This is a genomic window from Streptomyces sp. NBC_01166 (genome assembly GCF_045039765.1).
GTDB lineage: Bacteria > Actinomycetota > Actinomycetes > Streptomycetales > Streptomycetaceae > Streptomyces.
In genome coordinates, this window is record NZ_CP108613.1 from 8,282,509 (window position 1) to 8,299,041 (window position 16,533).

General features: G+C 71.2%; 10 protein-coding genes. 4 read left to right on the forward strand and 6 right to left on the reverse strand.

Annotated features, from left to right (window positions below; all coding sequences use genetic code 11):
* Positions 1 to 4 precede the first annotated feature (4 nt).
* From OG379_RS37540 to OG379_RS37555, 4 genes are all read right to left on the reverse strand, one after another.
* Positions 5 to 1,024 carry a hydroxyacid dehydrogenase gene (locus OG379_RS37540; RefSeq protein WP_405667761.1) on the reverse strand — a complete coding sequence of 340 codons (1,020 nt, stop codon included), beginning with the start codon at positions 1,022 to 1,024 and terminating at the stop codon, positions 5 to 7.
* Positions 1,021 to 2,217, reverse strand: a complete 1,197-nt coding sequence (locus OG379_RS37545) for a mandelate racemase/muconate lactonizing enzyme family protein (protein WP_405667762.1) — start codon at positions 2,215 to 2,217, stop codon at positions 1,021 to 1,023. The genes OG379_RS37540 and OG379_RS37545 overlap by 4 nt, the downstream gene beginning before the upstream one ends.
* Before the next feature lie 501 nt (positions 2,218 to 2,718).
* Positions 2,719 to 4,122, reverse strand: coding sequence for a glycoside hydrolase family 28 protein (locus OG379_RS37550; RefSeq protein WP_405667763.1), 1,404 nt, complete (start codon positions 4,120 to 4,122; stop codon positions 2,719 to 2,721).
* 55 nt (positions 4,123 to 4,177) lie between these two features.
* Positions 4,178 to 5,332 carry an FCD domain-containing protein gene (locus OG379_RS37555; RefSeq protein ID WP_405667764.1) on the reverse strand — a complete coding sequence of 385 codons (1,155 nt, stop codon included), beginning with the start codon at positions 5,330 to 5,332 and terminating at the stop codon, positions 4,178 to 4,180.
* Between the two features lie 592 nt (positions 5,333 to 5,924).
* Between OG379_RS37555 and OG379_RS37560 the strand changes: the two genes are divergently transcribed.
* The 3 genes from OG379_RS37560 to OG379_RS37570 all read left to right on the forward strand — a co-directional run bounded on the left by OG379_RS37560 (position 5,925) and on the right by OG379_RS37570 (position 11,855).
* Positions 5,925 to 7,805 (forward strand): right-handed parallel beta-helix repeat-containing protein, encoded by a 1,881-nt coding sequence (locus OG379_RS37560; protein ID WP_405667766.1) that lies wholly within the window; start codon positions 5,925 to 5,927, stop codon positions 7,803 to 7,805.
* A gap of 258 nt (positions 7,806 to 8,063) precedes the next feature.
* Positions 8,064 to 9,257: an extracellular solute-binding protein gene (locus OG379_RS37565; RefSeq protein WP_405667768.1), complete on the forward strand. Its 1,194-nt coding sequence runs from the start codon at positions 8,064 to 8,066 to the stop codon at positions 9,255 to 9,257.
* A 168-nt stretch (positions 9,258 to 9,425) separates the two neighbouring features.
* Positions 9,426 to 11,855: a glycosyl hydrolase family 95 catalytic domain-containing protein gene (locus tag OG379_RS37570; protein ID WP_405667770.1), complete on the forward strand. Its 2,430-nt coding sequence runs from the start codon at positions 9,426 to 9,428 to the stop codon at positions 11,853 to 11,855.
* An 18-nt stretch (positions 11,856 to 11,873) separates the two neighbouring features.
* On the opposite strand, the gene OG379_RS37575 is transcribed toward OG379_RS37570, so the two are convergent.
* On the reverse strand, positions 11,874 to 13,805 hold the full coding sequence (locus OG379_RS37575; protein WP_405667772.1) for a glycoside hydrolase family 127 protein: 1,932 nt from the start codon (positions 13,803 to 13,805) through the stop codon (positions 11,874 to 11,876).
* Positions 13,806 to 13,813: 8 nt separating this feature from the next.
* Complete coding sequence (locus tag OG379_RS37580; protein ID WP_161500102.1) at positions 13,814 to 14,545, reverse strand: GntR family transcriptional regulator; 732 nt, start codon at positions 14,543 to 14,545, stop codon at positions 13,814 to 13,816.
* A 466-nt stretch (positions 14,546 to 15,011) separates the two neighbouring features.
* Between OG379_RS37580 and OG379_RS37585 the strand changes: the two genes are divergently transcribed.
* Positions 15,012 to 16,532 (forward strand): pectinesterase family protein, encoded by a 1,521-nt coding sequence (locus OG379_RS37585; protein WP_405667774.1) that lies wholly within the window; start codon positions 15,012 to 15,014, stop codon positions 16,530 to 16,532.
* The last annotated feature ends 1 nt before the right edge of the window (position 16,533 follow it).

Sequence of the window (16,533 nt, forward strand, 5' to 3'; positions counted from 1 at the left end):
GGGTTCACCGGACCCCCGTAAGCCCGGACGACGCCAGGTCCTCCGGGTGGGCGAACGGGAGGCCCGCGGCGAAGCGCTCCACCTCACCGGCGACGGCGTCGCCGATGCGGTGCAGCTCACCACCCATGGAACCGGCCATGTGCGGGGTCAGCACCACGTTGCCGAGCGTCCACAGCTCGCTGTCGGCGGCGGGCGGCTCCGGATCGGTGACGTCGAGCACGGCGTCGATCCGGCCGGTGCGCACTTCCGCGACCAGGGCTTCATGGTCGACGACGGCGCCGCGCGCGGTGTTCACCAGCGTGGCCCCGTCGCGCATCAGCGCGAGCCGTCCCGCGTCGATCTGGCCCCGCGTACCGGGGGTCAGGGGCTGGTGCAGCGAGATCACCTGACTGCTCCTCATGAGTTCGTCGAGCTCGACCGGCCGCGCACCGAGGCGGACGGCTTCTTCCTTCGTGAGCGTGGGGTCGTACAGGAGTACGTCGAGGTCGAAGGCGCGCAGCAGGGCGAGGACGGCGCGGCCCACGGTGGAGGCGCCTACGATGCCCACGGTCTGCCGGTAGTTACCGAACCCCTCGGGGACGGCGAGACGGTCCGGCAAACCGCGGTCCCGGCGGTACGCGTGCCCCGCGGACAGCACCCGCTTCCCGGCGAGGAGGATCATGGCGAGCGCGTACTCGGCCACCGGCCCGGAGTTGGCGACGCGGGCGTTGGCGGCGACCACCCCACGGGCGGCGAACGCCGCCGGGTCCGCGAGGCAGGTAGCGGCGACCCCGCCCGCGTAGACCACGGCTCGCAGCCGGGAGGCGCAGGGCAGATGGGCGGCGACGACGGGTGCGTCCCAGCCGGCGACGAGGATGTCCGCTCCCGCCAGCGTGTCCCGGGACCGCTCCGACTCCAGCTCGGTGAGGACGAGACCGGTGTCGATGTCGGTGACACGGCGCAGGCGGGCCAGGGCCGCCTCGTCGAAGAGGGACCGGGCCAGCCGCGGCGGGTTCATGGCGAGGACGGCGCGTGGTCGCGTCACGGGGTGGTCTCCTTCTCTGTCCGTCCTTCGCGGGGAAGGGGGCCGGTGCCGAGGCTGGATTCGGCGACCAGACGCAGCCCGGCGACAGCGGGCCGTACGTGGGGCCCGGCGGGCTGGGCCCATCCGGCGTTCGCCTCGAGCCGTGCGAGCGCGGCTTCGTCGACGGAGATACCGAGGCCCGGGGCGTCACCGAGGACGATGCCGCCGTCCGCGACGACCTGGTCGACGGTCAGACCCACCGGCGTGGAGGTGTCCTGCACCTCGGTGACGAGATGGTTGGGGACCGCGGCGGCGGCGTGTGCGACCGGGTTGCCCTCGTAGCCGACCGGGCTCACCGGCAGGTCGTGCCCGTGTGCCAGGGTGGCGACCCGCAGGAAGTGCGTGATGCCCCAGACGCTGCCGGTCTGCACCACCTGGACGGCGTCCGCGGCCAGCAGCGGACGGAACTGCTCGAGACCGGTCAGATTCTCACCGGACGCGACGGCCGTACGGGCCGCCCGGCCCACGGCCCGGTTGCCCGCCACGTCCCAACGGCGCACCGGTTCCTCGATCCAGGCGATCTCGATCCGGTCCTCGATACGGGCCAGGAGCCGGACGGCCTGATGCCTGCCCCAGGTCTCGTTGACATCGAGCATCAGGGCGGGGGAGCGGGTGTTGGTCCGCAGCACGTCCTCCACCGCGTGGAGCCGGCTGATGTCGCGGTCCGTGTCGAGACCACCCTTGATCTTGGCACCGGTGAAGCCGCGTTCGGCCCAGCCGGCGTACAGGGCCACCAGTTCGTCGTCGCCGAGTGCGATGTCGAGACCGGAGGCGTAGCCGGGTACGAAGCGGTCGGCGGCGCCGAGCGTGCGCCACAGCGGCTCGTCGGCCATCTTCGCCTTGAGATCCCAGAGCGCCATGTCGAAGGCACCGATGGTGCCGAAGACGGTGCCGCCGTGGCCGCTCTTGAACGTGTGGGCCAGCATGCGGTCGTAGAGCGCGGTGACGGCTCGCGGATCCTGGCCCTCGACGGCGGGGAATATCCGGTGCGCCTCGGCGTGGGCGCCGAGCCCCACACCGGTGAGACCTGCGTCGGTCTCGACGAGCAGGAGTGGGACTTCGGTACTGCCGCTCGCGACGACGCCGTTCGCGTCCCCGACCGGGCGGCCCCAGTGGTGCACCGTCCGGAGGGTCCGGTATCCGGTGATCTTCATCTGCTCCCCCTCTGCGTGCTCGTTCGCCGTCCCTCGGACGGAGGCGTTTCCGCCTCCGCGGTGACACCGGGGCGGCCGGTCCGTCTCCGGCTCCGGTCGTCCTCGGACGCGGGTCGTGGCGCGGGCCGTGGGGGAGTGTGCCGGGACACGTGGCTCGCGGTCGACAACCGCACCTTGCTGATGTTTCGGGGTGTCTCTTCGTCAGGGCGGGAAGGGCGTTGTGCGCCTCCGGGGAGAGACCCCGGACCGCGCCCTCAACAGTCGTAACGTATCATACAAGTGACGACCTGGAAGCCCCTCGTTAACAGCGGATTTCCGCGTCAAGGGCGGTCCGAAGGCGAGAAACCCCACGTCGGAGGGTGCGGCGGGTGGTGCCTCTCGGCGTCACCGATGTCCGGTTGCGGGGCAAGCCCCCGGCGGAGGACGACGCCGACCGGCCCGCGTCCCCGGCAGACGCCGGGGACGCGAGTTCGGTTCATGCCGGTGGACGGCTCCCGGCCATCACGCCGGGCCTTCCTGGAGACGGCCGTTGACCGTCACGCGGTGCAGGGACAGATCCGTGACGGACTGGAGCAGCATGTCCTGCGCGGCGTCACCGAAGGTGAGCCGGTCCAGGCGGATATCGCTGACCGGCGCCTCGGGACGGGCGCGGACGCGCACCGGGTACTCGCAGTGGCCGCCCACCGACCAGCGCGCGGCCGACAGCCTGGACACCTCGGCGAGCAGCTCCCCGCCCGTGCCTCCGGCGTACTGGAACGTGACCTCGAACGGCACATACGTCCAGGCCGGCGCGTCGACGTCGGTCACCCGGACGTCCCGCACGTAACCGCCCCGGGTGGGAGTGGATTTGACCACCAGGACCGAGGCGACGGAGGCCTCTCCCAGGTCCGGATCGAACGGCAGCCGTAGCCGCCGGGCGATCACGTCCGACACTCCGCCGCTCATCTCGCTCCCGATCGCCACCGCCGCCCCGCCGCTGAGGTACACGCAGTCCTGGATCCGGATCCGCCGCGACGGCACGCCGACCCGACGGCCGTCCTGGTCGCGGCCGGACTTGATCGCGATGCAGTCGTCGTGCGTGGCGAACGTGACGCGCTCGATGGTGACGTTCTCGCACGAGTCGGGGTCGCAGCCGTCGCTGTTGGGTCCCTCGCACTCGATCCGGACGTCGCGGACGGAGATGTCGCGGCTCAGGACCGGATGGATGTTCCAGAACGCCGAGTTGCGCAGCGTGACGCCCTCGATCAGGACATCGGTGCAGCCGTAGGGCTGGATGAAGCTCGGACGCAGGTAGTGCCCGCCGCCGAGAACGCGCTCGGTGACCGGAACGCCCTCCGTGCCCCACCGCTCCAAAGTCGCCCAGTCCGCCCGCTCGTCGGGCATTCCGGGCTCCCACCCGTACTGGCCGGAGCCCTTCCAGGGCCACCAGTGCGTGTTGTCGCTCCGCGCGTCGAGCACCCCTCGCCCGGTGACCGCGATGCCGTGCTGCCCGTAGGCGTAGATCATCGGCGAGTAGTTGTACACCTCGATGCCCTGCCAGCGGGTCCGCACCACCGGCAGGTACGCGGCCGGATCGGTGCTGAACAGCAGCGTCGCTCCCTCCGCGACGTGCAGGTCGACCCCGCTGAGGAGATGGATCGCGCCCGTGGCCCAGCGGCCGGGCGGGATCAGGACGTGCCCGCCGCCGGCGGCGTGGCAGGCTCGCACAGCCGAACGGACGGCGGCGGTGCAGTCGGTGGCGCCGTCGCCGACAGCACCGTGGTCGGTGACGGGGAACCAGGCGTCGGGGAAGCGGGCGCGTCCCCGGCCGGCGGCGACCGCCGTGCCCGGGGCCTGGGCCAACGGGGTCGCTGCTGCCGCCAGTGCCCCGAGGCGGAGGAGTTGTCTGCGTACCGGATCAGTCACGGATGTGTCCCTCGGTGAGATGGGCTGGTGATCCGCGGTGACTTCCCTGATCGCTTCACTGCCCCGAAGGGGCGCCGGGCCCGGCCGGACCGGGGAGGTAGCGCTCCACCTCACCCGCGGCGTGGGCGGCGAACATCGGCCCGGCGACATCGGGGTCGCCGGAGCGCAGCACGTCCAGAAGTTCCGCGTGGTGCTCGGCCAACGCGCCCCAGCCGCCGACGTAGCGGGGGTCGCCCAGCACGTGCAGATCCCACAAGCTGGACTCGATCATGCGCCACAGGCGGATCAGCGCGTCGTTGCGCGCAGCCTCGCACACATGGCGGTGAAAGGACATGTCGGCGCTGCGGAAGGCCGCGATGTCGCCCTTGTCCGCAGCCCTGCGCAATTGCTCCACATCCTCGGTCAGCAGCCGAGCGTGCTCGGCGTCCAGGTGGCCGGCCGTACGGCGCGCCACGTACTCCTCGAACATGACGCGGATGTCCCGGACGTCCTGGGCCTGCCGCCCCGAGATCCGGGCGACGTAACTGCCGCGGTGCGGCTGGGAGATGACCAGGCCTTCGTAGGCCAGCCGCTTGATCGCCTCCCGGGGCGGGGCCTGGCTGGTTCCGACCCGGCGGGCGATCTCCGACTCCACCAGCCGCTGTCCCGGCACGAGTTCGCCGCCGACGATCCAGTCGCGCAGCAGCGCGTACACGTGGTCGGAGAGCAGCTGGCGCGGCATGCGCGGCGGGACCGGCGCCGGGTCCCCGCCGCCCTGCCCGGCCTCCGGACGGTGCCGTGGCTCCGGCGCCCCGTCGAGCTCGGCCGCCTGCTCGCGCCAGATGCGGGCCACCGTGGACTGCGACAGGCCAAGGGCGTCCGAGAGGGAGCGGGTGGAGGGCACCGGTGAGCCGTTCCTGGCCTGTTCGAGCACGGCCGCGATGCGCCTCTCCGCCTCCCGCCTGGTGACGCTGCGCGGTCGCCCGGAGCGGGGGGCGTCGCTCAGACCCGCCATGCCCCGGCGCAGATAGCGATCCCGCCACTTGGCCACGGTGGCGGGACTGACCTGGAGCCGCTGGGACACCTCCGCGTTGGTCAGCCCCTCGGCGCAGGCCAGGACGATGCTGCTGCGCAGCCGCAGGGTCCCGGGCGGCTGACGGGAGTAGTCGGACAGGGCCGCCCTGTCCCCCTCGCTGAGCTGGGGAAACGACGGCGGATCGGGAACTGCCATGGCGTCGCCGCCTCCTGGATGCGTGAATTTATGACTCGGAGGGCCCTGGTGATGTCGCCCCGCACACATCAACTTATTGCTCGCGCCGGGCGTATTGACGGCACCCGGGCGCGAACATCTTACTTATCGTGCTCGATCAGTGACCCACTAGATCGTGCTCAGCGATGCTCCCGAGGAGGAAACGCTGCGTGAACGAAGGACCGGACAGGTGGGGCCCGGAAGGGCCGGCGCCACCCCGTCCGTCCACCCCTGAACACCGATTCCAGCCCGGCCCGGAACTCCCGGGACCCACCGACGGGGGCAGCGTCCCCCGGTAATGACGGCCCGCGCGACAGCACCACCCGTGCCCGCGTGTACCCGGCCGAATCATCTCCCGCGCCCATGACGTATCCGCGGCCCGGGCGGAGCATGCCCGCCCCCGGCGACCGCGAGCGACGGCAGGCCGGACGTGGTCCCGCGGTGACGTGTGCGGACATCGTCATCGCCGTACACGAGCACGTTCCGGTGCGGCACCCACCTGTGCCCTCACATGTCATCCACGCGTCCACGGCCGAACGACGAAGCCACACAAAGCACGTGGCAAGGAGGCTCCATGCCCATCACCACCTTCGTAAGACAGAGGTCCAGACTCCCGCTGCTGCTCGCGGCCGGCGCCCTGCTGGTCAGCGGCGCGACGCTGAACGTCCCCGACGCGAACGCGAAGCCGGCCGGCTGCAAGGCGACCGAGCTCTTCGTCGCGCCCGACGGGAGCGACGAGGCCGCGGGAACGAAGAGCCGGCCCTTCAAGACGATCGAGGGCGCACGCGACCACATCCGGGACAAGGGTCTCAACCGGGCCGGCCGGATGCGCTGCGACATCAACGTCAATCTGCGCGCCGGCGACTACCCGGTGAGCAGGACGATCGACTTCGACGACCGCGACTCGGGCGCCGGCGGCCACAAGGTCGTCTACCGCTCCTACGACGGGGCGGGCAAGGCCCGCGTGACGGGTGCCGCGCCGGTCACGGGCTGGGAGGAGTACAAGGACGGCATCTACCGTGCCGACGTCGGCACGGACAACCCCTTCTACACCCTCTTCGAGGACGGCAAGCGCGCCACCACCGCCCGCTACCCCAACCGCAAGTCCGACGACGAGTGGGCCCCTTACCTGACCTCCGTCCTCAAGGAGCCGGAGAAGGAGGCCGTCCGTCAGTGGCTGTACTCCAACCCCGGTGAGTGGGACGCGAACTGGAACCTGGACCAGGCCTCGGCGGTCGTCTGGTCGGGCGGCAGCTGGAGCTGGTTCACCGACACCGTCCCGATCCGGGACTGGAACGCCGCGAAGAACCAGATGACACTGAAGTACTGGACCCGCTACGCGCTCATCAACTCGCGCGGCGGATCACGCTACTTCCTGCAGAACTCGCTGGATTTCCTGGACCAGGCGGGCGAGTACTACATGGACTTCAAGAAGGGGCAGGTCTACTACAAGCCGCGCGGCGACATCAACGACGTCACCGTTCTGCGGCCCACGGTGAAGACCCTGTTCAACCTGGCCGGTGCCGACCCGGACCGCCGGGTCCAGAACATCACCCTCGACGGGCTCTCCCTGCAGTACACCGACTTCGTCGACTGGTACCGCTACGGCTGGATCAGTGACGGGGACTCCGGCGAACCCCGGAAGTACCCCGAGTACGACCGGCAGATCGAGATGCCCCGCAACCGCTTCGGGGCCGTCACTGTCACCAACAGCAAGGACATCACCCTGTCCCGGCTGCACATCTCCGACACCGGCTACCACGCGGTCTACGCCCTCTTCGCCAACGACGGACTCACGGTCCGGGACAGCCTGCTGGAGAACACCGGCGCGGACGGGATCAAGGTCGAGGGGCCGTACCCGGGAGAGGGGAACACCTCCAACGGCCATCTGCTCACCAACAACTACATCACCCACGTCGGTGAGCTGGTGCCCGGTGACGCCTCCGGCATCGAGCTGCAGAACACCGGGAACAACACCGTCAGCCACATCCACGTCAAGCACAGTGCCCGTTACGGCGTGAGCCTCGAAGTACGCCCTGAAGTGGCCATCGAGGACGACTACGCCCGCAACAACACCTTCGAGTACCTGCGCATCGACGAAGCCGGCCTGGACAGCGGGGACATGGGCGCCTTCTACACCTACGGCGTCAGCAACTTCGAACCGCACAAGATCGACAACCATGTGCGCCAGGTCGTCATCGGAGACGTGATCCCGGACGGCTCGATGCCGGACAGCGGCACACGAGGCATCCACATGGACGCGGGCGGCTGCGGCTTCAGCTTCGAGGACATCGAGGTCGGCAGGACGACCGACCAGTCGTACCAGAGCTACCAGTGCAACGACGTCAAGAACGCCAACTGGGAGGACGGCTACGACGCGTCGAAGATGGAGTACGACAAGATCGGCGTCACCGCCTCCTTCCCGTACCCGCTGCCCGACGGTGACACCCAGTGACCGGTCACTGATCTGACACCTCCGGGGGTTACGGACCCGGCCGCCGGGAACCACCGGCCGGACGGGTCCGTACGCGGACCGGCGGAGCCGCGCAGCCCCACCGGGCCCCGCAGCCGGGACGCCCGGCGGCCACGGCTCCGAGCGGCCCCGCACATACCACTGCCCGAGCCCTGCGAGGCGAGGCCCGCTGAGTTCGCGCCCCGCCACCGCCGTCCAGGACACGGCGAGCCTACGACCAGCTGAGAAGGAGGCGGGATCGTGAGGAACCCCCCGGCCATGGTGCACACCGGCACCACCGGACTGCGCGGGCTGGCCTGGGACCACCCACGCGTCTACGCGCCCCTGGAGGAACTCGCCCGACTCGACGCCTCGCTTCCGGCCGGATGCGAGACGGTCGGCCTGCCGCTGCGCTGGGAACGGAAACCGGCGGCCGCGTTCGAGTCGATGCCGGTCTCCGGATACACAGACGACTACGACATCCTCGTCGTCGCCCATCCGGGACTCGGCTCAGCCGTCGAGTCCGGCTCCCTGATGCCGATGGAGTCCCTCTTCACGCCGACGGAGCTGAACAGCTGGCAGCGGCGGTCGGTCGGCGCGAGCTACGAGAGCTACCGGCTGGACGGACGGACCTGGGCTCTGCCGCTCGACGCGGCCACCCAGCTGGCCGCCCTGCGACCCGACCTGGTCGACCGCAGACACCCACCCCGTACCTGGGACGAGGTGTGCGCACTGGCCCAGCACGTCCCGGTGGCCCTCTGCCTCGGTGGGCCGCACGCCTTTCTGACCCTGTGCGCGCTGAGCCTCGCCCAGGGAGAGGACCCCATGCGGGAGGACCCCGGGCCGGTGGTCCCCCGGAGCACGGGCCTCGCCGCGCTCGACATGATGGCCGGGCTCAGGGCCAGCACACCACCTCCGCTGCGCACCGCCGACCCCTCCGGTGTGCTGCGGGCCATGGCTCACGGCACCGGCCCCGCCTACTGTCCCCTGGTGTACGGCGATGCCGCGTGCACCTGGTCGGGGGCGTATCCGCTGGCCTTCTCGCGTCCGCCCGGCTGGCGGCCCGGCGGCCCGGCCGGCAGCGTGCTGGGCGGGGCCGGCCTCGCGGTGTCCGCCGGTCGCGTGCGCGATGCCGGGACGCGCGCCGCCGTCCGTGACCATCTGCGCCGCCTGCTGTCCGACCCGGTGCAGCGGGAGCTCCTCCCGATGACCGGAGGGCAGCCCGCCGCCCGCTCCGCGTGGACCGGCCGGTCGGGCGACCGGCATTGGCGGGACTTCTCCCGCGACACCCTGAACACCGTCGAGGACGCATGGCTCCGTCCCCGCCGCCCGGGCTTCCTCGCCTTCCAGGAGCATGCTTCGGAGCTGCTGCGCGACGGGCTGGAAGCGGGTACCCCGCACCCGGCCCTGCTGGACGCCCTCGACACCTGGTACCGCCGGGGGAGTTGGCGCTGACCGCCCTGGAGACCGCGGCGGCGCCCACCCCGGCACGCAACAGCACACCCCCAGCACACCCCAGCACCACGGCCATGCCCGGCGCTTCCCGCGCGAGCCGCACCCGGTCACGGGCGCGTCGCGGGGCCGGCGGCCTCCCTGTCCGCACGATGAATCTGGAGGCACACCATGTCTGAGCTGTCCCGACGACACATCCTCGCGGCGGCCGGCGCATCCGCCGCGGCGACCGCGTTGAGCACCGGCGTCGCACAGGCCGCGGCCGCAACGGCCGGGACCACCGCGGTGCCGGCCACCGGTACCGGATCCCATCCGATGCGGCTCTGGTACCAGGCCCCGGCCGCGGAGTGGCTGGAGGCACTGCCGGTCGGCAACGGGCGGATCGGCGCCATGGTCTTCGGCGGCACCGACACCGAGCGCCTGCAGCTCAACGAGGACAGTGTGTGGGCGGGCGGCCCGCACGACTACATCCGTCCCGGCGCGGGGTTGCACCTGGACGAGATCCGCCGCCTGGTGGTGGAGGAGAAGTGGAACCAGGCGCAGAGGCTGATCGACACCAAGTTCATCGGCAGCCCCTCGGAACAGGTGGCCTACCAGGTCCTCGGCGATCTCGAACTCGCCTTCACGGGCGCCGGGGAGACCACCGGCTACGAGCGTGAACTGGACCTGGAGTCCGCGGTCGTCCGCACGCGTTACACCCGGGGCGGCGTGCGCCACGTGCGCGAGGTCTTCGCGAGCACCCCCGACCAGGTCATCGTCGTACGGATGACCACGGACACTCCGGGCAGCATCGGCTTCACCGCCCGCTTCACCACCCCTCAGCGGGCCACCCACTCCGCCGTGGACGCCCGTACCGTCGCGCTCGACGGCGTCAGCGGGGACTGGTACGGCCTGCCCGGATCCGTGCGCTTCCGCGCCCTGGCACGGGCCGAGGCCGAGGGGGGACGGGTCACCACCGACCAGGGGGCGCTGACCGTGGAAGGTGCCGACTCGGTCACCCTGCTGATCTCCATGGCGACCAGCTACCGCAACTACCTCGATGCCGACGCCGATCCGAAGGCCAGAGCCCGCCGTCACCTCGAACCGGCCGCGAAGCGGCGGTTCGAGCAGCTGCGCGCCAGGCACGTGGACGACTACCGGCGGCTGTACTCCCGGGTCGGCATCGACCTCGGCCCCTCGGAGCGGGCGGACCTGCCCACCGACCAGCGCATCCCTCTCTTCGCCGACGGCAAGGACCCGCACCTGGCCGCCCTCTACTTCCAGTACGGCCGCTACCTGCTGGCCTCCTGCTCCCGCTCACCCGGACAGCCCGCCAACCTCCAGGGCCTGTGGAACGACAGCTTGAACCCCGCCTGGGAATCCAAGTACACCGTCAACATCAACTTCGAGATGAACTACTGGCCCGCGGGCCCCGCCAACCTGGCGGAGTGCTGGGATCCCGCGGTGCAGATGGTCCACGAGCTCGCGGAGTCCGGTGCCCGCACCGCAAAGGCGATGTACGACGCGCCGGGCTGGGTGCTGCACCACAACACGGACGGCTGGCGGGGGACCGCGCCGGTGGACGCCGCACAGTACGGCATGTGGCCGACCGGTGGCGCCTGGCTGTGCGTGATGCTCTGGGACCACTACCGCTTCACCGGGGAGACCGGCGCGCTCAGCCGCAACTACCCGGTGATCAAGGGCGCTGTGGAGTTCTTCCTCGACACGCTGGTCGTGGACGCGAAGACGGGCCGGCTTGTCACCAACCCCTCGCAGTCGCCCGAGGTCACCCACCACCAGGACGAGGGCGAGAGCGTCAGCATCTGCGCCGGCCCCACCATGGACATGCAGCTCCTCCGGGATCTGTTCGACGCCTACCGGCAGGCCGCCAAGGTGCTGGGCCGGGACCCCGGACTCGTCGAACGGGTCAGCGAGGTACGCGACCGGCTCGCGCCCACGAAGATCGGCTACCTCGGCCAGATCCAGGAGTGGCTGGAGGACTGGGAGGAGGCGGCGCTGGTGCGGAGCCGCCACGTGTCCCACCTGTACGGGGTGTTCCCCAGCGCGCAGATCAACCCTCGTACGACCCCGGAACTCGCCGCCGCAGCGGTGAAGAGCCTGGAGCTGCGAGGGACGGCCGGACAGGGCTGGTCGCTCGCCTGGAAGATCAACATGTGGGCCAGGCTCCTGGACCCTGCGCGCGCCTACAAGCACCTGTCGGACCTGCTCACTCCGGCGCGCACCGCCCCCAACCTCTTCGACCTGCACCCGCCGTTCCAGATCGACGGCAACTTCGGCGGCGTCTCCGGCATCACCGAGATGCTGCTGCAGAGCCACGCCGACGAGATCGACCTGCTGCCCGCGCTGCCCGACGCGTGGCCCACCGGCTCCTTCCGCGGACTCCGCGCCCGTGGCGGTTTCGAGGTCGACCTCGCGTGGACGGCCGACGGGATCACGCACGCGGAGATCCGCTCCCTGCTCGGCAACCCGGTGCGCGTCCGCACCCCGCATCCGGTGGACGTCACCGGCGCCGTGGCCGGCCGACCCGAGGAGTGCGTGGTGTCCTTCGACACCCGCCGGGGCGCGCGGTACCGGCTGACCCCTGCGAAGGCCGGCCGCTGACAGGTCGCTGACGAGCCGTCAGTCGCGCAGCGGCATCCACACCCGCATCGCGCCGTCGCCGCGGTTGTCCCACTGGAAGTAGGGCACCGCGGTGGCGGTCGCCGGCCGTACGGAGTCGGCGCTCTCCGGGCCGCCGCGGGTGCGGTAGGGCAGGCCCGCCTCGTGGGCACCGGTGACCGCGACTGCTGGGGTGCGGAGCGCCACGGTGGGGCCGAGACCGTCCAGGTCGTCGTGCGCGACCTCCTCGAACACCGCGTCCGGGGAGATGGCGAGATCGTCGACGGCGACTCCCTCCCGCTGGTCCGTCTGCTCGAAGCAGTAGACCAGCGGGCCGCGTTCCACGGCGGCGCATCCGCGCACGGCGTCGATGCGCGGATGGGGCGACGTCATGCGGGGAGTCATGTCCAGGTGCAGCACCACGGTGTCACCCGTCCGCCACGGCCGGCGCAGTACGACGTACCCGTCCTCGTCGGCGGTGACCACGAGGTCCTTCCGGTCAGGGGTGTCCAGGCGGGTCGTCACGCTCCAGGGCGGAATGCGCAGGGCGAGCGCCCACGGCCCGCCGGGCGCCTCGGTGACGGTGATCCCGACCTGCCCGCTCCAGGGGTAGTCGGTCTCGACCCGCAGCCTCAGCCTGCCTTCCGCGAAGGGGGTGGCCAGATCGATCGAGGCGTACTGATGCAGGTGGAAGGTGGGCACACCGGCATGCTCGGAGACGGTCGCGGCGTAGTGCTCCAACGAGGCGACCAGGCGGGTGACCGCGGGCGGACAGCAAGCCGAGAAGAACCACTCGTCACGGCAGCGGGGATCGCCCACCGCCTCGGCGTGGTCGGCGCGCCTCTGCAGAGGATTGCCCTTGTAGTACGTCCGGCCGTCGTCGGACCGCGCCGCGGCGAACGCGTTGTAGAGCGTGCGCTCGATCAGGTCGGCGTAACGGGCCCGGCCGGTGGCGAGCAACAGCCGCCAGCTCCACTGGATGCTCGCGGCCGACGCGCAGGTCTCGTTGTACGACAGGTCCGGGGGCAGTTCGTACCGTTCGCCGAACACCTCGCCCACCTGGCGCGAGCCGAGCCCGCCGGTCAGCGAGGTCCTGGTGGCCACCATGTCCTGCCAGCGGCGCTCGGACGCCGCGAGGAGCGAGCTGTCGCCGGTCTCGGCCGCGAGGTCGACGATCCCGGCCTCCAGGTAGAGCCCGCGCACGGCGTGGCCGGTGACGGCCGGCGCCTCACGCACCGGCAGATGGTCCTGGCGGTGCCGGTTGCCGTGCTTGTGCGTGCCGACCAGCCCACGTCCGCGCCGCTCGACGAAGGCGGACGCCAGCCTGAGGTGGCGCTCCTCACCCGTCACCCGGTACAGCTCGACCAGGGCGGTCTCGATCTCGGGATGGCCGTCCAGCCCGGGGCCGTCGTCGTCGAGGAACACAACCGCGAGGTGGTCGGCGAACCGGCGTGCCACGCCGAGCAGCCGGGTGTCCCCGCCGGTCCGGTGGGCGGCCACCGCCGCCTGTATCAGATGGCCGGCGCAGTACAGCTCATGGCTGTCGACCAACCTGGTGTAGCGGGCATCCGGATTCACCACCTGGTAGTGCGAGTCGAGATAGCCGTCCTCCTGCTGGGCGCGTTCCAGCAGCCGGGCCGTGCTGTCCACGAACTCCGCAGCTGCGGGGTCGTGGCCGCGCCCCAGCTCCCAGGCCGCGGTCTCCATGACCTTGTACACGTCCGAGTCCATGTAGACCGGACCCCGGTACCCGCCCTCGGCCTCCCCGGCGGCGACGCGGAGGTTGTCCAGGTTGCCCGCCCGCTCCAGCCAGTGCAGGGCCAGAGGCAGGCTGACGGTGCGGTTGACGTCACGCCACCGGCGCCACAGTCCGCCGGTCAGCTCGGAGTGCTCCAGATGCGGCGGACGGTGCGCCGTGCGCGCGGTGCGAGTGGGTACCGCTGGTCCCGACATGGTCTCCCCTAGATAGTGGGCCTGGCGAGGAAGGCGATGGTCTGGTCGCGGACCCGCAGGATGTGGGCCTCCAGCAGATCCCGGGCCGCCGACCGGTCGCCGCGCTCCAGCGCGTCGACCACGGCGCGGTGTTCCGAGACGGCGGTGTTCAGCCTGGACGCCGTGATGGGAGCCTCCATACCGGTGCGGGTCACATGAATGCTGAGATGCAGGTCGTCGTGGAGCTCCAGCAGCCTGGGGAGGCCCCCCAGTTCCACCATGGCGCGGTGGAAGCGGCTGTCGTTCTCCCGGAAGTCGATGTAGCGCGTGTGGTCCTCCACCGACTCCCGGGCCAGTACGTCGGCCTCGTCCACCAGTTCGCGGAGTCGGGCCGGCGGCTCGCGGTCGGTGCGTTCACCGAAGAGACGCAGGGCGTGCGATTCGAGCATCAACCGCAGCTCGAACAGTTCGTAGATGCTGGAGAGCGAGGGAATGGCGACGGTGAAGCCGGCCACCGGGTCGTAGGCGAGCAGCCCCCGCTCGTAGAGGCGGCCGACCGCACTGCGCACCGGGGTCCGGCTCATCCCCAGACGCCTGGCGAACTCCCGGACGGGAACCGGCTGTCCGGGAGCCGGGTGCTCCTTGGTCAACCAGTCCACAAGCGCTTTGCGTGCCCGGGTCTCCAAGCTCTCCTCAGCCACGCTCGTCATCGACGACGTGGCCGGTTCGCGTGGGGCCGAAACCGCCTTCGGTGGGGTCATGCCGTCCTCCTGGCACTCCGTGACTGCTGTCCGGGTCACCGTACCGTCCGTCCCACGCCCACCGGGCACATGGTATGCCACTGGTGGGCCAAGTGTCTGCCCGTCGGACAGGTCGACTCGCCTCCGGCGCGAACGAGACCGCGCCCACCGGGTTCCGGAGGCCCTGGCGACGGGCCCGGATCCGGGACAGCCAGAGCCGTCGGCCCTTGTTCCGAAAGGGATACGGCAAGGTGCGTGGGCCGGTCGGCGCCCCGCGCGCCCACCGGGACTTTCCTGGCGGGACGGCGTCCGGCCGGTCGCCGGCCGGTCACGGGTGGGGAGGGCGGGACGACAGGCCCGCCGCGTCGCCGGCCGCAACTCCCCCCGAGGGGCGTCGGTTTCGCTCCGTACAAGGGGTGTTCACCCCGTGGCTCATGTGCTTCCATCGCTGGCATGCCATAGGTATGCCGGACTCAGGAGCGCTCCCATGCGATCGAAGATCCGTCAACTCGTAACCCGCGTACGACCGGTGCTCCGTGCCGGTCCGGTCCTCGCCGTCCTGCTCGTCCCCGCGGTCGTGACCCCGCCCGCCGCGGCCGGCACCGTCGCCGCCACCGAACGCACCGCCCCGGCGCTGGTCGCTCCGAGCGGCATCGCACAAGGGGTCTGCGCCGACACACCCCTGCGCCTCACCTTCGCTTCGGACGTCCGGGTCGGCACCGAAGGACGTCTGACCGTGCACAGCCCGGACGGCAGTACCGTGGACACCATCGACCTGGCCGACCCGGCGGCGTACCAGCGCTACATCGGCGGCGCACGCTCCGACTACGGTGAACTCCACCGCTGGACCTACGAGCCGGTCGTCGTCGCCGGCCGCACGGCCACCGTCCTGCTGCACCGCTCCCTGGAACCCGGGCGGCAGTACTACGTCACCGTGGACCCAGGCTTCTTCGAAGGCCACCCCGGCATCACCTCGCCCCGCACCTGGCGGTTCCGTACGGCGGACGGCCCCCGCCCCGGAGCACGGGAACTGCGTGTGGACGCGCGCGGAGGCGGCGACTTCTGCACCGTGCAGGGCGCGGTCGACTTCGTGCCGGAGGGGAACCGGCACGAAGTCGGCATCGACGTGGCACCAGGTGTGTACCGGGAGATCGTCTACATCGGCCGGAACCGGCCGCATCTGAGGGTGAGCGGCGCCGGGGCGGGCCGCACCGTCGTCGGATATCCGAACAACAGCGTGCTCAACGGCGACTCCGCGATGGCCGACGTGCCGCCCGAACAGAGCTACTGTCCGCACCGGGTGCTGCCGCAGCCCGACAGGTTCAACTGCTGGCGCGCCGCGTTCGGCGTCGACGCGGACGACTTCCGCATGCGGGACATCACCGTCCACAACCTCACGCCCGAGGGCGGATCCCAGTCCGAGGCGTTCCGGGGCAACGGGGACCGCATCGTCCTCGACCGCGTACGCGTCCTCAGCTACCAGGACAGCCTGCGCATCCAGGGGCGTGCGTACGTCCACGACTCCTACATCGAAGGCGACGTCGACTTCCTCTGGGGGACTGGGGGCGTCTTCGTCCAGGACTCGGAGCTCAAAGCACTCGACCTCGGCTACATCAGCCAGATCCGCAACGCTTCGGACGGGCCCGGCGCCGTCTTCGTCGACACCAGGCTCACCCGTGCGGACGCGGTGGCCGACGGCAGCGTCCTGCTCAGCCGAATCGACAGCCGCTTCCCCGCGAGCCAGGCCGTCTTCATCGACACCACCATGGACACCCACGTGGCGCCCGTGGGCTGGGGCCTGACCGGATTCGACTGCACCACGGCGCAGCAGCTGCGCTTCTGGGAGTACGGCAGCAAGGACTTGGGCGGGACGCCCGTGGACACCTCGAAGCGCCTGTCCTGCTCACGGCAACTGTCCGACGCCGAGGCGCGCACCTGGCGTGACCCGGCCCACCTGCTGGACGGCTGGGACCCGTCCGCCGCACCCGACCACAGCCGAGGCAACTGAG

Bases quoted from the DNA above. Each gene is read 5' to 3' on its own strand.
- OG379_RS37545 (WP_405667762.1), bottom strand. From the start codon at position 2,217: ATGAAGATCACCGGATACCGGACCCTCCGGACGGTGCACCACTGGGGC.
- OG379_RS37555 (WP_405667764.1), bottom strand. From the start codon at position 5,332: ATGGCAGTTCCCGATCCGCCGTCGTTTCCCCAGCTCAGCGAGGGGGAC.
- OG379_RS37575 (WP_405667772.1), bottom strand. From the start codon at position 13,805: ATGTCGGGACCAGCGGTACCCACTCGCACCGCGCGCACGGCGCACCGT.
- OG379_RS37560 (WP_405667766.1), top strand. From the start codon at position 5,925: ATGCCCATCACCACCTTCGTAAGACAGAGGTCCAGACTCCCGCTGCTG.
- OG379_RS37585 (WP_405667774.1), top strand. From the start codon at position 15,012: ATGCGATCGAAGATCCGTCAACTCGTAACCCGCGTACGACCGGTGCTC.
- OG379_RS37580 (WP_161500102.1), bottom strand. From the start codon at position 14,545: ATGACCCCACCGAAGGCGGTTTCGGCCCCACGCGAACCGGCCACGTCG.
- OG379_RS37570 (WP_405667770.1), top strand. From the start codon at position 9,426: ATGTCTGAGCTGTCCCGACGACACATCCTCGCGGCGGCCGGCGCATCC.